This window comes from Psychrobium sp. MM17-31, assembly GCF_022347785.1.
GTDB lineage: Bacteria > Pseudomonadota > Gammaproteobacteria > Enterobacterales > Psychrobiaceae > Psychrobium.
This window is the reverse complement of the sequence record NZ_JAKRGA010000001.1, coordinates 46,277-65,868: the sequence shown is the minus strand read 5'-3', so window position 1 is coordinate 65,868 and position 19,592 is coordinate 46,277. Positions and strand designations below refer to the sequence as shown.

The 19,592-nt window shown below is 42.9% G+C and carries 11 protein-coding genes; 8 read left to right on the top strand and 3 right to left on the bottom strand.

All coding sequences use genetic code 11. The features are described from left to right. Nucleotides 1-10 precede the first annotated feature (10 nt). The 7 genes from MHM98_RS00200 (at nt 11) to MHM98_RS00170 (ending at nt 12,932) form a co-directional block, all read left to right on the top strand. Nucleotides 11-1,366 carry a DUF1329 domain-containing protein gene (locus MHM98_RS00200; RefSeq protein WP_239436982.1) on the top strand — a complete coding sequence of 452 codons (1,356 nt, stop codon included), beginning with the start codon at nt 11-13 and terminating at the stop codon, nt 1,364-1,366. A gap of 80 nt (nt 1,367-1,446) precedes the next feature. Next, nucleotides 1,447-2,493 carry a YCF48-related protein gene (locus tag MHM98_RS00195; RefSeq protein ID WP_239436981.1) on the top strand — a complete coding sequence of 349 codons (1,047 nt, stop codon included), beginning with the start codon at nt 1,447-1,449 and terminating at the stop codon, nt 2,491-2,493. A 5-nt stretch (nt 2,494-2,498) separates the two neighbouring features. Further along, nucleotides 2,499-4,808, top strand: a complete 2,310-nt coding sequence (locus MHM98_RS00190; RefSeq protein ID WP_239436980.1) for an MMPL family transporter — start codon at nt 2,499-2,501, stop codon at nt 4,806-4,808. Nucleotides 4,809-5,087: 279 nt separating this feature from the next. Next, nucleotides 5,088-9,938: an NAD-glutamate dehydrogenase gene (locus tag MHM98_RS00185; RefSeq protein ID WP_239436979.1), complete on the top strand. Its 4,851-nt coding sequence runs from the start codon at nt 5,088-5,090 to the stop codon at nt 9,936-9,938. A 114-nt stretch (nt 9,939-10,052) separates the two neighbouring features. Then, nucleotides 10,053-11,063 (top strand): quinone-dependent dihydroorotate dehydrogenase, encoded by a 1,011-nt coding sequence (pyrD, locus tag MHM98_RS00180; protein ID WP_239436978.1) that lies wholly within the window; start codon nt 10,053-10,055, stop codon nt 11,061-11,063. Between the two features lie 191 nt (nt 11,064-11,254). Next, nucleotides 11,255-11,794: a cell division protein ZapC domain-containing protein gene (locus tag MHM98_RS00175; protein ID WP_239436977.1), complete on the top strand. Its 540-nt coding sequence runs from the start codon at nt 11,255-11,257 to the stop codon at nt 11,792-11,794. A gap of 100 nt (nt 11,795-11,894) precedes the next feature. Continuing rightward, the gene (locus MHM98_RS00170) at nt 11,895-12,932 is read left to right on the top strand and encodes an energy transducer TonB (protein ID WP_239436976.1); all 1,038 of its coding nucleotides are present in this window, start codon (nt 11,895-11,897) and stop codon (nt 12,930-12,932) included. A gap of 86 nt (nt 12,933-13,018) precedes the next feature. Here MHM98_RS00170 and MHM98_RS00165 read toward each other — a convergent pair whose 3' ends face one another. The 3 genes from MHM98_RS00165 to gcvH all read right to left on the bottom strand — a co-directional run bounded on the left by MHM98_RS00165 (nt 13,019) and on the right by gcvH (nt 17,441). Then, nucleotides 13,019-14,083 (bottom strand): porin, encoded by a 1,065-nt coding sequence (locus MHM98_RS00165; RefSeq protein WP_239436975.1) that lies wholly within the window; start codon nt 14,081-14,083, stop codon nt 13,019-13,021. 82 nt (nt 14,084-14,165) lie between these two features. After that, nucleotides 14,166-17,045: an aminomethyl-transferring glycine dehydrogenase gene (gene gcvP / locus MHM98_RS00160; RefSeq protein WP_239436974.1), complete on the bottom strand. Its 2,880-nt coding sequence runs from the start codon at nt 17,043-17,045 to the stop codon at nt 14,166-14,168. A gap of 15 nt (nt 17,046-17,060) precedes the next feature. Next, nucleotides 17,061-17,441, bottom strand: coding sequence for a glycine cleavage system protein GcvH (gene gcvH, locus MHM98_RS00155; RefSeq protein WP_239436973.1), 381 nt, complete (start codon nt 17,439-17,441; stop codon nt 17,061-17,063). 682 nt (nt 17,442-18,123) lie between these two features. On the opposite strand from gcvH, the gene MHM98_RS00150 reads away from it, so the two are divergent. Further along, nucleotides 18,124-19,518, top strand: a complete 1,395-nt coding sequence (locus MHM98_RS00150) for a sodium:alanine symporter family protein (RefSeq protein ID WP_239436972.1) — start codon at nt 18,124-18,126, stop codon at nt 19,516-19,518. Nucleotides 19,519-19,592 lie beyond the last annotated feature (74 nt).

The following is a 19,592-nucleotide window of genomic DNA, read 5'->3' as shown; positions in this document are numbered from 1 at the left end:
GCACAATAATATGAAAAAATTAACCCTTATTACGGCAATGACGCTTGCACTTAGCGCGCAAGCTAATGCTGCAGTGACAGCGGAAGAAGCCGCTAAGCTTAAAAAAGAATTAACACCTGTTGGTGCGACGCGTGCAGGTAATGCCGATGGCTCTATTCCTGCTTGGACTGGTGGTATTACAAAACCTGTTGCTGGTTACAAGAAAGGTGACCATCACCCTGATCCATACGCGGCTGACAAGGTGCTTTTCACAATTACCGCTAAGAATTTAGATCAATACAAAGCGAACTTAACGCCGGGCCAAATCAAGTTATTTGAAACTTACCCAGATACGTTCAAGATGCACGTTTACCCAACGCGTCGTAGCGCATCTATGCCACAAAAAGTTTATGATGCTATCGCTGACAATGCGACTAAAGCTGAGTTAATCCTTGGTGGTAACGGTATCAGTAATGCAGTCCTAGGTGTGCCATTCCCAATTCCGTCAAACGGTCTTGAGGTGATTTGGAATCACATCACCCGTTATCGCGGTGAAAAGGCAGAAATCGTATCATCGCAAGTTGCGCCTACTGCATCTGGTGATTACACCATGATGGAAATGAAAAACTCTATCTTGTTCAAATACACTGAGTCAGGTATGACTTCAGACAAACTTGCTGATGACAACATCGTGTTCAAGTTCAAGCAAATTGTTACTCAACCTGCGCGTTTAGCTGGTACAGCACTGCTTGTGCACGAAACGCTAAACCAAGACAGCGAGCCACGTAAGGCGTGGACCTACAATACTGGTCAGCGTCGTGTTCGCCTTGCGCCAAACATCGCATTTGATACCCCTGGTACAGCGACGGATGGTCTTCGTACGACCGATGATTTCGATATGTATAACGGTTCACCATCACGCTACAACTGGAAGTTGATTGGTAAGAAAGAAATTTACATTCCGTACAACTCATACAAGTTGCATGCGAAAGGTCTGGATTACGACGATCTAATTAAACCTGGCCACATCAACCAAGATTACGTGCGTTATGAAAAACACCGCGTTTGGCAGGTTGAAGCAACGTTAAAAGAAGGTATGCGCCACACTTATAAGAAACGCGTATTCTTTATTGACGAAGATAACTGGCAAGTATCTGTGGCAGATATCTACGATAACCGCGATGAGTTATACCGCGTAGCTATGGCGCATGAGCTAAACTACTACGAGCTGCCAGCTTCATGGTCGACACTTGATGTGTACTACGATCTACAAGCTCGTCGTTACCTAGCACAAGGTTTAGATAACCACAGCAAGATGTATGATTTCGACGCTAAGTTAACAGACAGAAAGTTCACCAAGTCGGCACTTCGTCGCGCTGGTAGATAACTTGGTTAGTTGTTGAAATATTAAGATAATGCGAAAGCCGGCTAGATGCCGGCTTTAGTTTTTTATTGAGGATTGAAAAGTTGTTTAAAACAAAACCCTTAATAGTGGCGTGTGCCATAGCAGGTCTGACAAGTACTTGGACACTTGTTAGTCACGCTAACGATAATAAAAAAATTAAACAGGTGTTTACATCTCAACCAGCTGTGTTAGCAGCTAGTGCGCCTGTGATGGCTATGGCGAAAAATGGTCAACAGATGATCGCGGTAGGAGATCGCGGCCATGTGTTAACCAAAAACTCACAGAGCGATTGGCAACAAGTTATCATTCCAACTGATGTATTACTCACCGATGTTGAATTTTCGGGTTCAAATTTTGGTTGGAGCGTAGGCCATGATGCCACCATTATTCATACATCTGATGGCGGTAAATCTTGGGCAATACAACAACAGTTTCCGGATTTAGATAGGCCATTACTCGATGTCATGTTTACCTCAGACGATAATGGTTATGCGATTGGTGCCTACGGGATGTTTTTCGCAACAAAAGATGGTGGTAAGTCTTGGAATAAACAGTTTCTATCGAGCTTGTTGCCTCAGGAAGATGTCGAATACCTTGCTGAAGTTCGCGAGGAGAGCGAAGAAGACTATCAATTTGAAATAGCGTCGATACTACCGCACTTTAACAAGATCATTGAGCTAAGTGAAAAACGCATGATGTTGGTGGGAGAACTTGGACTCATCGCATTTTCCGCAGACCTAGGGGCAACTTGGCAGCGAATAGATAATGTCTATGAAGGGTCATTCTTTAGCGCGATGCAAAGCCAAAGCGGCGCTATTTTAGTAGGCGGCTTACGTGGTCACATGTTCCGCTCAACTGATGGTGGGGTCAATTGGCAACAAATCGATTTAGGCAACAACAATAGTGTTAATGACGTTTATCAACTTGCAAACGGCGATATTTTGGTAGCGCAGAATAATGGTGTGGTATTGCGTTCCACGGATGATGGTAAGAATTTCTCTCAAGACAGCGTGCGTAAAGGTGAAGATTTGATGGACATTCGCCAATTTGAAGATCAAGTGTGGTTGGCTGGTAGCAAAGGCCTGCATCTATTAGAAGGTGAGAAGTAATAGATATGAATAAACTGGTGTTTTTTGTAGAACAATTTATTTTTCGTCATCGCCGTTTTGTGATTGCGTTTTTCACCTTGGTAACCCTGTTTTTACTCTATCAAGCATCGCAACTGAAAATGGATGCGGCGTTTACTAAGAATATTCCGTTAAATCATGAATACATGAAGACCTACACCAAACATTCGAAAGATTTTGGTGGGGCCAACAGTATTATGGTGGCGGTAAGAGCTAAAGACGGTAATGTGTTTAGCGAGTCGTTTTTTAATGATTTAAAACAGGTACATGATCAGCTGTATTTTATTCCGGGTATCGACCGTACCACCGTAAAATCGTTGTATTCGCCATCGACTCGATTTACCGAAGTGGTGGAAGATGGTTTTGCTGGCGGTCCTGTGATTCCTGCTGACTTTGTGCCAGATGCTCGCGGTTTGGACATCGTTAAAGGTAATGTTGAGAAAGCAGGTATTGTTGGTCGATTAGTGGCTAACGATTATTCGTCGGCGATGGTGTCGGCAAAGTTACTCGATTTTAATCCTGAGACAGGTGAAAAACTTGATACCTTAGCCTTTGCTGCCCAGTTAGAAGAAGAGCTTCGCGGCAAGCTACTGCACGATGGTATCGATATACACATTATTGGTTTTGCCAAAATGGCTGGTGATGTGGCAGATGGCGCTAAAGGCGTGGTGCTGTTTTTCATTGTTGCCATCATGATCACCGCGGTAATGGTATATCTATTTTCACGCTGTTGGATTCTGACTGCATTACCACTGCTGTGTTCACTCATCGCTGTAGTATGGCAAATGGGCTTGTTAACGCTACTTGGCTTTGGGCTCGATCCAATGTCTATTCTTGTACCATTCCTCGTATTTGCCGTGGGGGTTAGTCACAGTGTGCAAGTGGTTAATGGCGTTAAGAAGAAGATGCTTACCGGGCTTGGCTCGAAGGAAGCGGCAGCAGCAACCTGTTGTGCGCTGTTAATTCCCGGCGGCGTTGCGTTACTATCAGACACCATTGGTTTTATTACCTTATTATCGATTGATATCGGTATTATTCGCGAACTCGCTATTTCTGCGAGTTTAGGTGTCGGTGTTATTATCTTAACTAACTTGGTGTTATTGCCTGTACTTATTTCATATCGCGATGTCCGTATTGACGTCCGAGATAACGAACCTAATCCAACATTAGAGAAGTTGTGGCAAGGCTTGGCAGCTTTTGCATCACGCAAAGTGGCCATTGTCGTTGTCGCATTAACCTCTGTGTTGTTTGTTGGTGGGTATTTCCAGTCGCAAAAAATGAAAGTAGGGGATTTAGAAGCAGGCGCCGCAGCGCTTCATCAGTGGTCTCGTTATAACCAAGATACTGCGCTTATTACCGAACGTTTTTCGATTACTACTGATGTAATGTCAATCATCGTTGAAGGACAAGCTGATTCTTGTACCGATTATACGACGTTGGCAACTATGGATAAATTCCAATGGCGAATGGAGAATGTACAAGGCGTTCAATCGACCATTAGTTTGGCCAGCGTTGTTAAGACCGTCAATGGCGGTTTCAACGAAGGTAATCCTAAATGGCGCACGCTATCTCGCACACAGGCAACGCTTGTTCAGTCAATCTCGCAAGTTCCAACCACAACTGGGTTGTTAAACGCAAAATGTGACACCATGCAGATCTTACTGTTTTTAGAAGATCACAAAGCCAATACCATTGAGCGTGTAGTTGCACAAGCGAAACGTCAGGCTGCGCTGTTAGATACAGATACGCTTAAGTTTAAGTTAGCCTCTGGACCTGTTGGTGTAATGGCGGCGACAAACGAGGCTGTGGAAGCGGCGCAAACGCCAATGATGCTATACGTTTACGGCGCAGTAATTGCACTGTGTTTGATTAGCTTTAGATCGGTACGAGCGACGATTTCAGTGGTACTGCCACTGTTTGTTGTTTCGACGCTAGCGCAAGCGTTAATGACTTTCTTAAATATTGGTCTTACAGTATCGACATTGCCGGTAATCGCATTAGGTGTTGGTATCGGTGTTGATTACGGTATCTATATTCTAGCCACCATGAATCAAGGCCTCAATCAAGGCATGACAGTACAGCAATCGTATATGATGGCACTGAAGGAGCGCGGCACGGCTGTAATCTTCACTGGTGTTACCTTGGCGATTGGTGTGAGTACATGGTTCTTCTCTGATCTTAAGTTCCAAATGGACATGGGAATACTGCTTACCTTTATGTTTTTAGTGAACATGTTGGGGGCGATTATTGTATTACCAGCATTAGCTAATTTATTGTGGTTCAAGCAAGGTAAATGAACTGTTAAAAATTAGTAATTCAGCGTTAAAAAGAGGCCAATAATTGGCCTCTTTTTTTGTGTTTTGCATAACCATTCACCAATAGTGCTTGAAATTCTCTATCCCTTGAAACAACTGGTGTTACGAGTTGTTTTTTATAAAAAAATTACTCGATATCTACCGACTTTAGTAATAGACTAGCCTAACTAAAAAAATAAAATATGGATCGGCGCAGGATGCTCGGTCCGCAGTCCAGAGCTTAGAACAATAACTAACCAGTTAATTAAAGGAATCGACACTATGGCATTAAAAGATGCAAATTCCTCTGTACTATTGGAAAACGTGGCACGCATGATCGACGACAACGTAGGCGAAGAGTTAGCGCCGCTTGTTAAGTCGTTTACTCAAATAATTTATGGTGATATCTCAGAAGACGATATTGCTGTGCGCAGCGATAGTGACCTTTATGGCGCTGCGTTAAGTTTATGGGGCTCGTTAAACGAGCGTAAACCTTACGATCAAATCGTTAAAGTTTACAACCCAATCCTTTCTCGTCATGGCTGGCAGCCAACAAAGACAATCGTTGAAATTGTTCATGCCGACATGCCGTTCTTGGTTGATTCGGTCAACATGGCGCTTAAACGCCTCAACATTAACAGCCACTTGTCGCTGCACTATCCAATTAGTGTGTCTCGTGATGACAAGGGTAACGTTACCTCGTTAGCAAGTCTTAAAAACAAGACTGAACAAACAGAAGATATCACTATCTTCTTGCTTGAAATCGACCGCTTAGAGTCTGAAGACGTATTAAATGACGTTCAACAGGAACTCGTAAAGGTGTTGGAAGAAGTCACACTGTCGGTGCAAGATTGGAAACCGATGCGCACTAAACTTAAAGAAGTTATCGACGGTTTGCCAAAAGCACCATTTCCTGGTCCTAATCGTGAGTTAGAAGAAACGCTAAATTTCCTACAGTGGATCTATGAAGGCAACTTTACGCTATTAGGCTATCGCTCATATTCACTAAATGCTGTTGAAGGCGACATCGAGTTAGTGGCTGATGCTGAGTCTAGTCTTGGTATGATGCTTAACTCGCAAGAAAGTCAGCCAAAATTATTATCTAGCTTAACTTTTGGCGCACAACGCGAAGCAACGTCTGACAAGCTAATGCTGCTGACGAAGAGCAATACTGTTTGTCGCGTACATCGTCCAACTAAAACCGACTACATCGGTATTAAGCGCTTTGATAAATCAGGCAAGGTGATTGGTGAAGATCGCTTTATCGGTCTTTACGGCTCTAGCATATACAACAACAGTGTTTTCCAAATCCCTTACCTTGGTGACAAGTTACGCCGTGTTACTGAGTCATCAAGTTACAGCAAGGGCAGCCATGGCTACAAAGCAATGCAGCACTTCTTGGAAACTTACCCGCGTGACGAGTTAATTCAAGCGACGGAATCAGAGCTGCTTTCAACCTGTATGGCGATTTTAAAGCTAGAAGAGCGCGATTGCGTTAAGTTGATTGTTCGTGAAGACAGCTTTGGTCGTTTCTATTCATGTATCGTCTATATGGCGAGAGAGCGTTATAACACCGCACTGCGTAAGAAAACCCAGGAAGTACTAGCACGTCACTTTGAGTCTGATGAAGAAGTTGCATTTACCACGTTCTTCTCTGAGTCTAATCTTGCGCGTACTCACTACGTAGTTCAATTAAAACCAAATCACAAACCGGAAATTAGTGTGAAAGCCATCGAAAACGACCTAATCGAAGCAGCTCGCTCTTGGGAAGATAAACTAGAAAACGCACTTGTCGCTCATCACGGTGAGTCTGCAGCTAAAGCGCTGAGTAACAAATACAACAAAGCATTTAGCCAAAGCTACAAGACTGACGTATTACCAGGTGTAGCTGTTGTTGATATTGCGACTTTAGAGACGCTAAACGATGACCATAATTTGGGGATGATCTTCTACCGTCCGCAAGAAATGAAAAAAGGCAGCAAACAAGTTCGTTTGAAACTGTTTAGCCTTGATGAGCCATTACATCTATCTGATGTATTGCCGATGTTGGAAAACTTTGGTTTACGTATTGTTGGTGAGCGTCCATATGAGCTAATTTTGGAAGAAGGTCACTCAGCGTGGGTGCTTGATTTCCAAATGTTGCATACCGGTGACAACAACTTTGACATTAACGAAGTACAAGACATTTACCAAGATGCGTTCGCGCAAGTATGGTCTGGTGATTTAGAAGACGATGGTTTTAACAAGTTATTGTTAGCGACTAACTTGACGGGTCGTAAAATCACTATTTTACGAGCCTACGCGAAATACATGCGTCAAATCGGTAGTACATTTAGTCAAAGTTACATTGAAGAGACAATGGGTCGTTACCCAGAAATCGCTAAGCTAATCATCGAATTATTTACACTGAAATTCGATCCAAAAGCTAAGTTTAGCCAGAAGAAACTAGAAAAGATTCAAAACGACATTATCGACCGTCTTGATTTAGTTGCGAACCTTGATGATGACCGTATTATCCGTCGTTACTTAGATATGGTATTAGCGACTATTCGTACCAACTTCTTCCAACCGGATGCTAACGGTAACGACAAGTCTTACACGTCGTTTAAGATTTTGCCGGAGTTAATTCCTGAAATCCCATTACCATTACCGAAGTTTGAAATCTTTGTTTACTCACCACGCGTTGAAGGTGTTCACCTACGTGGCGGTAAAGTAGCTCGTGGTGGTTTACGCTGGTCAGATCGTCGTGAAGACTTCCGTACTGAAGTACTTGGCTTAGTTAAAGCACAGCAAGTTAAAAATACTGTAATCGTTCCTGTGGGCGCTAAAGGTGGTTTCGTATGTAAGCAACTGCCAACCACTGGTGGTCGTGAAGCTTTCTTCACCGAAGGTCAAGAGTGTTACAAAATATTCATTCGCGCGTTATTAGACATCACAGATAACATCGTTGACGGTGAGCTAGTACCACCACAAGCGGTTGTTCGTCATGATGAAGATGATCCGTATTTAGTAGTTGCAGCGGATAAAGGTACTGCTACTTTCTCTGATATTGCTAACGGTATTTCTGAAGAGTTTAACTTCTGGATGGGGGATGCTTTCGCCTCTGGTGGTAGTGTTGGTTACGATCACAAGAAAATGGGTATTACAGCACGCGGTGGCTGGGAATCTGTTAAGCGTCACTTCCGCGAAATCGGTATCGATTGTCAGACAACAGATTTCACCTGTATTGCCGTTGGTGATATGGCGGGTGACGTATTTGGTAATGGTATGTTGCTATCTAAGCACACTTGTTTACAAGCGGCGTTTAACCACATGCATATCTTTATTGACCCAACGCCAAATGCTGCAAAAAGCTGGGAAGAGCGCGACCGTTTATTCAACTTACCGCGTTCATCGTGGGAAGATTACAACAGCGAGCTAATTTCAAAAGGCGGCGGTATTTTCTCTCGTAGCGCGAAATCAATTACGCTAACACCAGAAATCAAGAAAATGATTGGTGTGAAAAAAGCTAGCTTAACACCTAACGAGTTAATTAAGGCTATCCTACGCATGGAAGTCGACTTGTTCTGGAACGGTGGTATCGGTACTTACCTCAAAGGCGAAGGTGAAAGCCACGCTGATGTTGGTGATCGCGCTAATGACGCGCTGCGTATCAACGGTAGCGAAATGAAAGCTAAGATCATCGGTGAGGGTGGTAACCTCGGTTGTACTCAGCTAGGTCGTGTTGAATACTGTGCCGCTGGTGGTCGCATGAACACTGACTTTATTGATAACGTTGGCGGTGTAGATTGTTCGGATAACGAAGTTAACATTAAGATCTTGCTAAACACTTTAGTAGAGCATGGTGACTTAACGGTTAAACAACGTAATGAGCTTCTTTACTCAATGACAGATGAAGTTGGCGATATCGTTATTGATAACCACAATCGTCAGACTCAGTCACTGTCTATTAGCAGCTACGGCGGCGCTAACATGCTTAAAGAGCAAATCCGCTTTATGCATGGCTTAGAAAAAGCTGGCAGCCTAGATCGCGCGCTTGAGTTCTTACCAACAGATGAAGAGTTAGCAGAGCGTCAAGCTGAAGGCCGTGGTTTTACTCGCCCTGAATTAGCGGTACTACTTGCTTACGGTAAGATGGTGTTAAAAGAGCAATTAGTGATTGATGAAATTACGGATAACAGCTTCCATTCACGTCTATTACCAGCTGCTTTCCCTAAAGTGCTGCAAGATCGTTATGCAAAAGATATGGAAAGCCATCCGCTGCGCCGTGAAATCATCGCTACGCAACTAGCTAATAAGCTTGTTGATGACATGGGTCTAAACTTCGTTCACCGCATGACGGATGAAACAGGTGCGACAGTTGATGAAATCGCACATTGTTACTCAATTGCCTCTGAAGTATTTGGTCTGCGTTACCTATTTGAAGCTGTTGATGCACTTAACAACAAGTTAGACGCTTCAATTCAAACTAAACTGCTTTCAGAAACGCGTCGCAGTATTCGTCGTGTAACGCGCTGGTTCTTGCGTAACCGCGATACTTCTATGAGTATTGAAGAGACTATTGCGTTCTACAAGCCTAAGTTCGATACATTGAACGATAATATGTTTGATCTGTTAGTTGATAGCGATGCTAAAGAAATCAAAGCACGTATCGACGAAATGAAGAAACAGGGCGTACCAAAAGACATTAGTGAAATGGTGTGTAAAGCCTCAACCATGTTCTCTGCAATGGATATTGCGCAGGTTGCTGATGAAGTTAACATGGACTTATGTTTAGTTGCTCAAACTTACTTCAAACTTGGTGATGAAGTTGAGCTACATTGGTTCTTGAATCAAATTTCAGCACAACCAGTAGCGAATCACTGGCAAGCGCTGGCACGTGCTTCATTCCGCGAAGAGTTGGATTGGCAGCAACGTGCACTGACAGCGACGGTATTAAAAGGTTGTACTGATACCAAAGCTGGTTGTGATGACATCGTTGCGAAATGGGTTAATGACAACGACAAATTACTAAGCCGTTGGGTACACCTATTGGCTGACTTTAAAGCGAGTAAGACACATGAGTTTGCTAAATTCTCTGTTGCACTCCGTGAATTAAATTTATTGAGCCATAATGCAACTTTAGCGCTATAATACGCAGCGCTTGGAAAAAGCCCGGTTTTTACCGGGCTTTTTTATGAAGGCTGATACCGATGATCTCAATTGTCAGATGTCATCGTTATCATTCTTTTTAAATTTGGAGAGCCTATGTTTTTTTCTTTGTCGCAAAAGTTAATGTTTCAACTCGATCCTGAGCGTGCTCATGAGATGGCTATTTCCTTTTTAAAAAACTCCGCAAATACACCGCTTGCTTGCACTTATGCGCAGACATTGCCAAATAAACCAGTAAACGTGATGGGTATCGACTTTAAGAACCCTGTTGGCTTGGCCGCTGGCTTAGATAAGAACGGCGAATGTGTTGACGCCTTCGACAAGATGGGTTTTGGCTTCGTTGAAGTAGGTACGGTAACGCCACGTGCGCAAGATGGTAACGAAAAGCCACGTATTTTCCGCCTCAAAGAGCAGCAAGCCATTATTAACCGTATGGGCTTTAACAACCACGGTGTTGATTATTTAGTGAATAACGTGAGTAATCGCCAATCTAACGGTGTGCTTGGCATCAATATTGGTAAAAACTTTGATACGCCAGTAGAGAACGGTAAAGACGATTATCTAATTTGTATGGACAAAGTGTATCAACACGCGTCGTACATCACGGTGAATATCTCATCGCCAAATACGCCAGGACTGCGCAGCCTGCAATACGGTGAAGCATTAGACGATCTGTTAAAATCTCTAAAAGAAAAACAAGCGGCTTTAGCGTCATTGCATAACAAGCAAGTTCCTTTGTTGCTAAAAATCGCCCCAGATTTAAGCCACGAAGAAGTGGTACAGATTGCAGACAGCTTAGTACGTCATAAAGTTGATGGCGTTATCGCAACAAATACTACGCTATCTCGCGAAGGGGTCGAAAATTCAACTTACGGCAATGAAGCTGGTGGTTTAAGTGGCCGTCCGGTGGCAGATAAGTCAACACAAGTGGTAAAACTGCTTAATCAAGAGATCAACGGTCAACTTCCAATCATCGGTGTTGGTGGGATCGATTCTGCCGCGGCAGGGGCTGAAAAGTTTGCGGCTGGTGCGTCATTGATCCAAGTTTACAGTGGATTTATTTACCACGGTCCTCAGTTAATCAAAGACTTGGTTAACGCTCGATAAAAAGATCGTAAATAGCGATCAATTAAGGGATCTAGATCTCGGAAAAGGATCCTTTAATTGATCGCTAAGTTTTTGGTTTTAAATGCAAAAAAATTAACCAAAGGCGTTGATTTTTGTTATTATACCGTCTACCGTAATTGGGTAGTAATACTCATTAAATCGATTCAATAGTCTACTAAATAGGTAATTTGGTGCACATTAAGCCGAACAAAGACTGGAAATGGAATTTCTGTCACAAGCAAAATAAACTAACACTCGATATGGGTGGTGGTATGTTGTTTGTATCTGCGTTTGAAAAACGTCATTTAGTCAATGACGCCTTTGCTAATGATCACATGTCGATAGAGCAGGGTGAGGATTTCACCACATTTTTTGAAAAACTCGACGGCCAATTACCTGTGCCAACAGATTTTATCTATCAAATTACCCTTAACTGCGTCACCGCAAAGAGTTTCTATAAGCCATTGATGCCAAAAAGCTGGTTTTTTGAAGCCGCTTCGTCGGTTTCTAGTGCGATAGTGGGTAATGTTGTTAAGTTGCAATCAACGTGTGAAGCAAGACATTATGTCGTTGTTGAAAGCAATCCCAATGCCTCGACGTTATTACTAATAGAGAAATCACACACCCTCAATGACGTGAAATGTCTCAATCAATTCGAGCTTATCAAAGTGATGAATGATCGCTTGGTGCCAGTGAAGTTTGAAACTAGCCAAAACGTTAGTGCCGCTTAAGTTTCACGCCTCTAGTAAAACGCTATTTCAATTTAATCAATAACTTACTATACTCACCCTTATTTTAATTAAAAAAGGCAAGGATATGCATCGCTTTTTCTTGGCGCCATTGGCGCTCCTCGTTTCTTCCACGTCTGTAATAGCAGACGATATTGATCAATCTCCTGATTTATTGCTTGAGGAAATCAAGCGGGGGAAACCTATTGAGCGTATTTCGCCTAAATATCCAATTGAAGCTGCAAGGCGAGGTCAAGAAGGCTGGGTTGTCGTGAGTTTTGTGATTGATAAAGAGGGCGGTGTTCGCTCGCCAATTATCGAGCAATCTTCAAATCCGAAAGTATTTGATCGAGCGACACTCAAGGCAATCAATAGTTGGAAGTTTGAGCCAACTACAGTTAATGGCCAAGCAATTGAGCAATGTAGAAACAGCGTCAGAATGGATTTTACACTTTCAAACGGTGATGAAGGTGCAAGACGAAAATTTGTGTCTGTTTATAAAAAGATTACCAAAGCACTAGACAGTAATGATCTAGAGGAAGCACGAGAACTCATTGATAAACAGCGAAGTCGTGGCGCATGGAATCTATACGAAGATGCCTGGCTTTCTAATGTCGAGGCACGCTATTATCAAATGAGCGGGGATATTGACGGTGAAATGCAAGCATTGTCTCGAATCTCTAGCGCCAATAAACCGCTACTTGGCATCAGCGAGCACTTAAATAGTCTGGCGCGTTTATTTAATTTAGAAGTGAACCGAAAAGAGTTTATTGACGCTTTTTATACTGCAAAGGAGATTCAGCGATTAGATAAAGAGCGATTACTTTATCCCCGTGTGCGTAAAATTACTGAACGTATTGAGCAATATATTGACGGCAACGAAAATTACTTAGTGCAAGGAAAGTTTAGTCAAGAAGGTGTATGGCGTTATCAATTAGCACGTAATTCATTTGGTTTTACTGGTGATGTATCCTCGATTAGGAAAATGGATGTGCGGTGTGAAAATAAATTCCTAAGCTATAAGATTGCACAAGATACAAAGTGGACAGTACCGGATAGCTATGGCCAGTGCGCGCTTTATGTTTATGGAGAAAAAGATAAAACAGTGAAGCTAGTTGAGATGGCTAAAATGTCTTCTTAAAACTTAAAACTTAAAACTTAAAACTAAAAGTAAAAAGGGCGCTAAATGCGCCCTTTACCTTGGAGAGAAGTGTATAAGTGTTAAGCTTAGAATTTGTAGTCAAAGTTGTAACGCATACCAACCATTACTTGGTTGTTGTCTTCACGCTCTTTGAAGTTATTATTTTGATATTCAACGAAGGTGTAAAAATCGTTGTCCAAATGCCATTCTAACGTCGTATTAATACGAGTCACTTCTGCGGTTTCTGCTGCGCCGAGGTCATCTGCAAAGTTCGAGTAACCCAATTTCAGTTTATAGCTGTCGCTAATTTTGAACGCACCAACAACGTCTAATGAGCTACGATCTTGGCCGTTACCACCGCGGTCGATATCTTGATATGACAACGCTACGTAATGATCGCCAACGTTTTTAGACATTGACACACCAAAAGTATTTTCATCAATGCCTGCCAGATCTTTAGTCAGATAAGCTGCACCTAGTGTGAAGCCGTCGCCAGAGTATTTAACACCAGCGTTAAACAAATCACTACCTTCATTTAGTGAGTCTTCTTTTTTGAACTGACCTGCCATGCTAAATGCTAGGTTTCCGAAACTCTTGCTGTACGACACCAATTGCTGTTGACGGAATGGACTAGCATCATCGTAAGCAAGGGGCGTGCTGGCACGGTTAAAGATATCTACTGGATCGGCAATGATGTTGTATTGCATCGTTGCTTGCTTACCAATCGCAACGCGGCCAAAGTCGCCTTTTAGGCCAACGTAGGCTTTACGTGCCTCACCGAAATCACCGTTAAGCTGGATATTAACTTTGAATTCACCTTTAGCAAATGCCGTCATGCCATTACCAAGCTCACGTGAAGTGGCAAAGCCAACGCGTGATAGTGCATCACCAACATCCCATACATCTTCTGAATCGCCACTAGTTACACCGAAAGTAGGGCGTAGTGTGCCGTAAACATTGAACTGAGTTTTACCGTCAGATTTCTTCTCAGCTTTGCCTTCTGCACTTTCTAAAGCTGCAATGCGCTTTGAAATAACTTCAAGTTGTTTTTCTAATTGCGCTTTACTCACATTATCATCAGCAGATGCTTGAAATACTGGCATTGCGATAACTAAAGGAAGTAATGCAGTTTTTAGTTTTAAGTTTTTCATTGTGTTTCCTTCTTACTATCAAAATTGTCGCTACAAAGTCGTAGCTAAAGTGTGGCTAAGCACGTTTAGCCACGATTTAGGGTTAATCTTGTTGATAAACGTCGATAGGCGGACAGCTACAAATGAGGTTGCGATCGCCGTAAACGTTGTCAATTCGATTGGTTGTTGGCCAGAACTTAGTGGTTTTGGCCGCGTTGTTAGGGAAACAGGCGATTTCTCGACTATAACTACGTTCCCATTGTGGTTCAGATAAATCGCTCATGGTGTGTGGTGCTAGTACCAGAGGATTGTCTTGTAGGGTCCATTCTCCAGACTCCACCTTGGCAATTTCGCCGCGGATGGCGATCATTGCATTGATGAATTTGTCCAGTTCTTCCAGTGATTCACTTTCGGTAGGCTCTATCATTAAAGTGCCTGCGACAGGGAAAGACATGGTTGGTGCGTGGAAGCCGTAATCCATTAGTCGCTTGGCCACGTCTTCTTCACTAATACCACTGCTTTCTTTTAAATCGCGTAAATCGATAATACATTCGTGGGCAACACGGTCGTTGTTACCGCGATAAAGGACAGGGTAGTGCTGACTGAGTTTTTCTGTAATGTAGTTAGCATTTAAGATTGCTAATTCAGTCGCTTGAGTAAGTCCTTTATCTCCCATTAACGCGATATATGCCCAAGAGATAGGTAAAATCGAAGCGCTACCAAGGTCAGTTGCTGATACTGCGCCGCCGGTGTTGTGCACACCATGACCTGGTAGGAATGGCGCTAGATGAGATTTAACACCGATTGGTCCCATACCTGGGCCGCCACCACCGTGTGGAATACAGAAAGTCTTGTGTAGATTTAAATGGGATACATCAGAGCCGATAAAGCCTGGTGACGTTAAACCCACTTGCGCATTCATGTTGGCGCCGTCTAAATAGACTTGGCCGCCAGCTTCATGCACGCGTTCACAGATCTCGGTAATACCGTCTTCGTAAACACCATGTGTTGAAGGGTAGGTGATCATAATACAAGACAGTTGGTCTCGGTGTTGTTCAATCTTGTCTTTGAGATCTTCTAAATCAACATTGCCGTCATCATCACATTTAACAATCACAATACGCAGCGACACCATCGAAGCACTGGCTGGGTTGGTACCATGGGCAGAGCTTGGGATAAGACAAACATTGCGATGACCTTCACCGCGTGACTCGTGATATCTAGAAATCGCGATTAGTCCAGCATATTCACCTTGCGCCCCAGAGTTTGGTTGTAAGGAGAATGCATCATAGCCCGTCACTTTCACTAACATTTCTGAGAAGCTTGCTGCGAGTTCTTGATAGCCAATTGTTTGATCTTTTGGTGCAAATGGATGCATTTGTCCAAACTCTGGCCAAGTAACTGGGATCATTTGTGCAGTTGCATTGAGTTTCATAGTACATGAGCCCAATGGAATCATGCCGTGAGTCAATGAAAAGTCTTTATTTTCTAATGACTTTAGGTAACGCAGCATTTGTGTTTCGCTGTGATAGCGATTAAATGTTGGGTGTGTTAAATACTCACTAGTACGGCGCAGTTGCTCAGGGATGTGGTGGTATTCACATTGGCTATAGCTAGCTTCAACATCGCTAAAGTTGAGGTTTTCACCGGTAAAGATCTGCCACAACATTTCGATATCTGTAGTTGTGGTAGTTTCGTCAAAACTAACCCCCAATTGATCTGCAAATTTTCTTAGGTTTGCACCTTGAGCTAGCGCGCCTTGATAGATGGTGTCTGTATCATCACCAGTGTTTATCGTAAGCGTGTCGAAAAAGTGCTGATGCGCAAAGTCAAAACTGCGTGCTGCCAGACCATGAGCAAAGATTGCTGTGTAATGATGTACACGACGCCCGATGTTCTTTAGCCCTTGTGGGCCGTGATAAACCGCATAGAAAGAAGCCATGTTTGCTAATAAGGCTTGTGCTGTACAGATATTTGAGGTCGCTTTTTCACGGCGAATATGTTGTTCACGTGTTTGCATTGCCATACGCAGAGCAGGCTTTTCTTTGCTGTCGATAGAGACACCAATTACACGACCTGGGATGGTACGTTTATGCTTCTCGCTAGTCGCCATAAATGCCGCGTGAGGACCGCCGAACCCCATTGGTACGCCAAAGCGTTGAGAGCTACCAATGACAATATCTGCGCCCATTTCACCTGGCGATTTTAATAAGGTGAGTGCGAGTAAATCTGTTGCGACAGCCACTAGCGTTTTCTTGGCGTGGGCACTTTCGATTAGCCCACTAAGGTCGGTGACTTCACCGGTTGTACCCGGGTATTGGACGAGTGCACCAAACACATCATGTTGCTCTAGTTCATTGGCAGGAGCGATGATCAATTCGAATGCAAAATATTGGGCACGCGTTTTTAATACGTCGATAGTCTGCGGATGAACATCGTCACTAATGAAGAAGCTATTACTTTTATTCTTACCAGCGCGTTTACAGAAGCTCATTGCTTCCGCTGCGGCGGTTGCTTCGTCAAGTAGGGAAGCGTTTGCCAACTCCATGCCAGTGAAATCAACGATCATTTGTTGATAATTTAGCAGCGCTTCAAGACGGCCCTGTGAGATTTCAGGTTGATACGGCGTGTAGGCTGTGTACCAACCAGGGTTTTCTAGGACATTTCTTAGGATTACGTGCGGTACGTGGGTATCGTAATAGCCTTGACCAATAAAGCTGCGATTGACAATGTTTTTGTTTGCCATGGCTTTTAAGGTTTTAAGCATCTCGACTTCTGATTGAGGCGCTGCTAAACCCATAGGTGAAGACAGTTTAATATTGCTTGGTAGTGTCTGTTCAATAAGCTCTTTAATAGAAGAAGCATTGATAGCGCTAAGCATGTGTTGTTGTTCGGCAACGTCAGGACCATTGTGACGAGCGATAAACTCTTCACTTGTGCTAAGTTGTGCAGACAACGGGAGTGTTGAATTAATTACTGACATTCAAAACCTCGATAGTTATTCTGAAATCGCTTCTTGATAGGCGGCTTCGTCTAATAGGTCGCCAAATTGGCTGTCATCACTGATCTTAATTTTTACAATCCATGCGTCTTCTAGTGGTGAGGCATTAACAAGTTCTGGCTCGTCTTCTAGCGCTTCATTGACTTCGATAATTTCGCCAGAAAGCGGTGCATAAACGTCGGATGCTGCTTTAACAGACTCTACTAATGAAAAGCCTTCGCCCGCTGTCACGTCATCACCAACTTCAGGTAACTCGACGTACACTACATCGCCTAAAAGCTCTTGTGCGTGATCTGAAATTCCAATGGTGGCTGTTCCATCACCGTTATCTCGTGCCCATTCGTGGCTTTTTGCAAATTTGGTTTGATTAGTGCTCATATCTGTTTCCTATTTTTCTTGTTATTGCGTGCAATAAAACTGAGTTAATGCAGGTCTATTGCTCAAATGTGGCCGCTATATAACTCGTTTTAAGTGGCAATCATTTGTTGTTAATAACTCGTTAACATTTTTCAAACATAACAGGCTCGAATTTCATAATCAACAAAAAAGTTTCCTATTGGAAATAAAAGTGATCATGGTAAACATTGTATACAATATTCATTGTTGGGTTTTGGATAGTAGCATAAGGCTTGATATTGGGATTCGAGTAACTAAGAGGCACGAATTCTCTCTGTGCTAGGGCTTGGATGTAGCAATATAGCTATTTTTAGGCTGTGTCTATGGAAAGTAGATAGGGGAATTATCTACCATTATTTGCTGAGTTATTCGTGAAATAAAATCAAATATTGCTACTTGTAATCGCAGTGTTACTGGTTGGTGCAGATTTAAGTTGTTGTTTTTATGTTGTTATCTTATGGTGATACGGTCGGTGTGTTAATGAAAAGTGAAAAAGTTCTTGCGTTATGTTTCTCAACGATTTAATTTGTTTCCTATCGGAAACGATTGTTTTGGGTGTGCTAACAAAGATATTCGCAGTCACCTCCGATTAAAAATGATAAACCCTTTGTCGTGGCAAACTTTGTTGCGGCAATTATAAATATAACAATACAACGAGGTTTTTATGGAATTTATCAGTGAGATTATCTCAGCCATTAATGGAGTCGTGTGGGGCGTACCTATGCTTATCATGATTCTTGGCGTGGGTCTGTTTTTGACCTTTGGTTTAAAACTTATGCCTATTTTGAAATTAGGCACAGGCTTTAAACTATTGTGGGGTGGTCGCATCCCTGACAAAGACGGCTCAAAAGAAGGTGAAATTAGTCCATTTAACGCGTTAATGACATCACTATCAGCTACTATCGGTACTGGTAATATCGCAGGTGTAGCAACGGCTATCTTCCTTGGTGGTCCAGGTGCATTATTCTGGATGTGGTGTACAGCGTTAGTAGGTATGGCTACTAAATTCGCCGAAGCAGTATTAGCAGTACGTTTCCGTGAAGTAGACGAAAATGGTAACCACACTGGTGGTCCAATGTACTACATCAAAAACGGCTTATCGAGTAAATGGACGTGGTTAGGTACTGCGTTTGCTTTATTTGGTATGGTTGCTGGTTTTGGTATCGGTAACACTGTACAAGCAAATTCAGTAGCAAACGCTATTGAGTCAAACTTTGGTGTTGACCCAATGATTACTGGTGTCGTGATGATGGTTCTTGTTGGCTTAGTGCTAATGGGTGGTATCAAGCGTATCGGTGATGTAGCGGGTAAACTTGTTCCTATGATGGCGACATTCTACATTGCCTGTGGTATCGCGGTACTTGTGGTTAATGCTTCTGAAATTCCAGCTGCATTTGCGCTAATTCTAGAAAGTGCATTCACTGGTACAGCAGCGCAAGGCGGTTTCGCTGGTGCAGCAGTTTGGATGGCGATTAAATTTGGTGTTGCACGTGGTGTGTTCTCTAACGAAGCTGGTTTAGGTAGTGCGCCTATCGCTCACGCAGCAGCGCAAACTAAAAACCCAGTAGCTCAAGGTTTAGTGGCGATGCTAGGTACATTCATCGATACACTAATCGTTTGTTCTATCACTGGTTTAGCGATTATCGTATCTGGTGAGTGGACTTCTGGTGAAACAGGTGCAGCATTAACATCAGCAGCATTCGGTAGCTCATTACCACTAGGTAACTACATTGTTGCAATCTCTCTAACAGTATTCGCTTTCACAACTATCCTAGGTTGGAGTGTATACGGTGAGAAATGTGTTCAGTACTTATTCGGTGTTAAGGCTATTATCCCATTCCGCGTAATTTGGATTGTTGTAGTGCCAGTAGGTGCAGCGGGTTCTCTAGAGTTTATCTGGTTACTAGCTGATACAATGAACGCATTAATGGCGATTCCTAACTTAATCGCGATTGCACTACTAAGCCCTGTAGTATTCAAACTTACTAAAGAATACTTTGCTAGCAACGGTGCAGTGCCTGAGTGTATGAAAGAGCAAAAGTCTCAATCTCAAGAATAATCTAACCGATTATTCCCCCCTTAAAGTTATAAATCAATAAAACCGCCCATTTATGGGCGGTTATTGGAGTTCCT

What these genes read in the sequence shown, in the direction of transcription:
- gcvP (WP_239436974.1), bottom strand. Translation starts at nt 17,045, where the DNA reads ATGTCAGTAATTAATTCAACACTCCCGTTGTCTGCACAACTTAGCACA.
- gcvH (WP_239436973.1), bottom strand. Translation starts at nt 17,441, where the DNA reads ATGAGCACTAATCAAACCAAATTTGCAAAAAGCCACGAATGGGCACGA.
- pyrD (WP_239436978.1), top strand. Translation starts at nt 10,053, where the DNA reads ATGTTTTTTTCTTTGTCGCAAAAGTTAATGTTTCAACTCGATCCTGAG.
- MHM98_RS00185 (WP_239436979.1), top strand. Translation starts at nt 5,088, where the DNA reads ATGGCATTAAAAGATGCAAATTCCTCTGTACTATTGGAAAACGTGGCA.
- MHM98_RS00165 (WP_239436975.1), bottom strand. Translation starts at nt 14,083, where the DNA reads ATGAAAAACTTAAAACTAAAAACTGCATTACTTCCTTTAGTTATCGCA.
- MHM98_RS00150 (WP_239436972.1), top strand. Translation starts at nt 18,124, where the DNA reads ATGGAATTTATCAGTGAGATTATCTCAGCCATTAATGGAGTCGTGTGG.
- MHM98_RS00200 (WP_239436982.1), top strand. Translation starts at nt 11, where the DNA reads ATGAAAAAATTAACCCTTATTACGGCAATGACGCTTGCACTTAGCGCG.
- MHM98_RS00190 (WP_239436980.1), top strand. Translation starts at nt 2,499, where the DNA reads ATGAATAAACTGGTGTTTTTTGTAGAACAATTTATTTTTCGTCATCGC.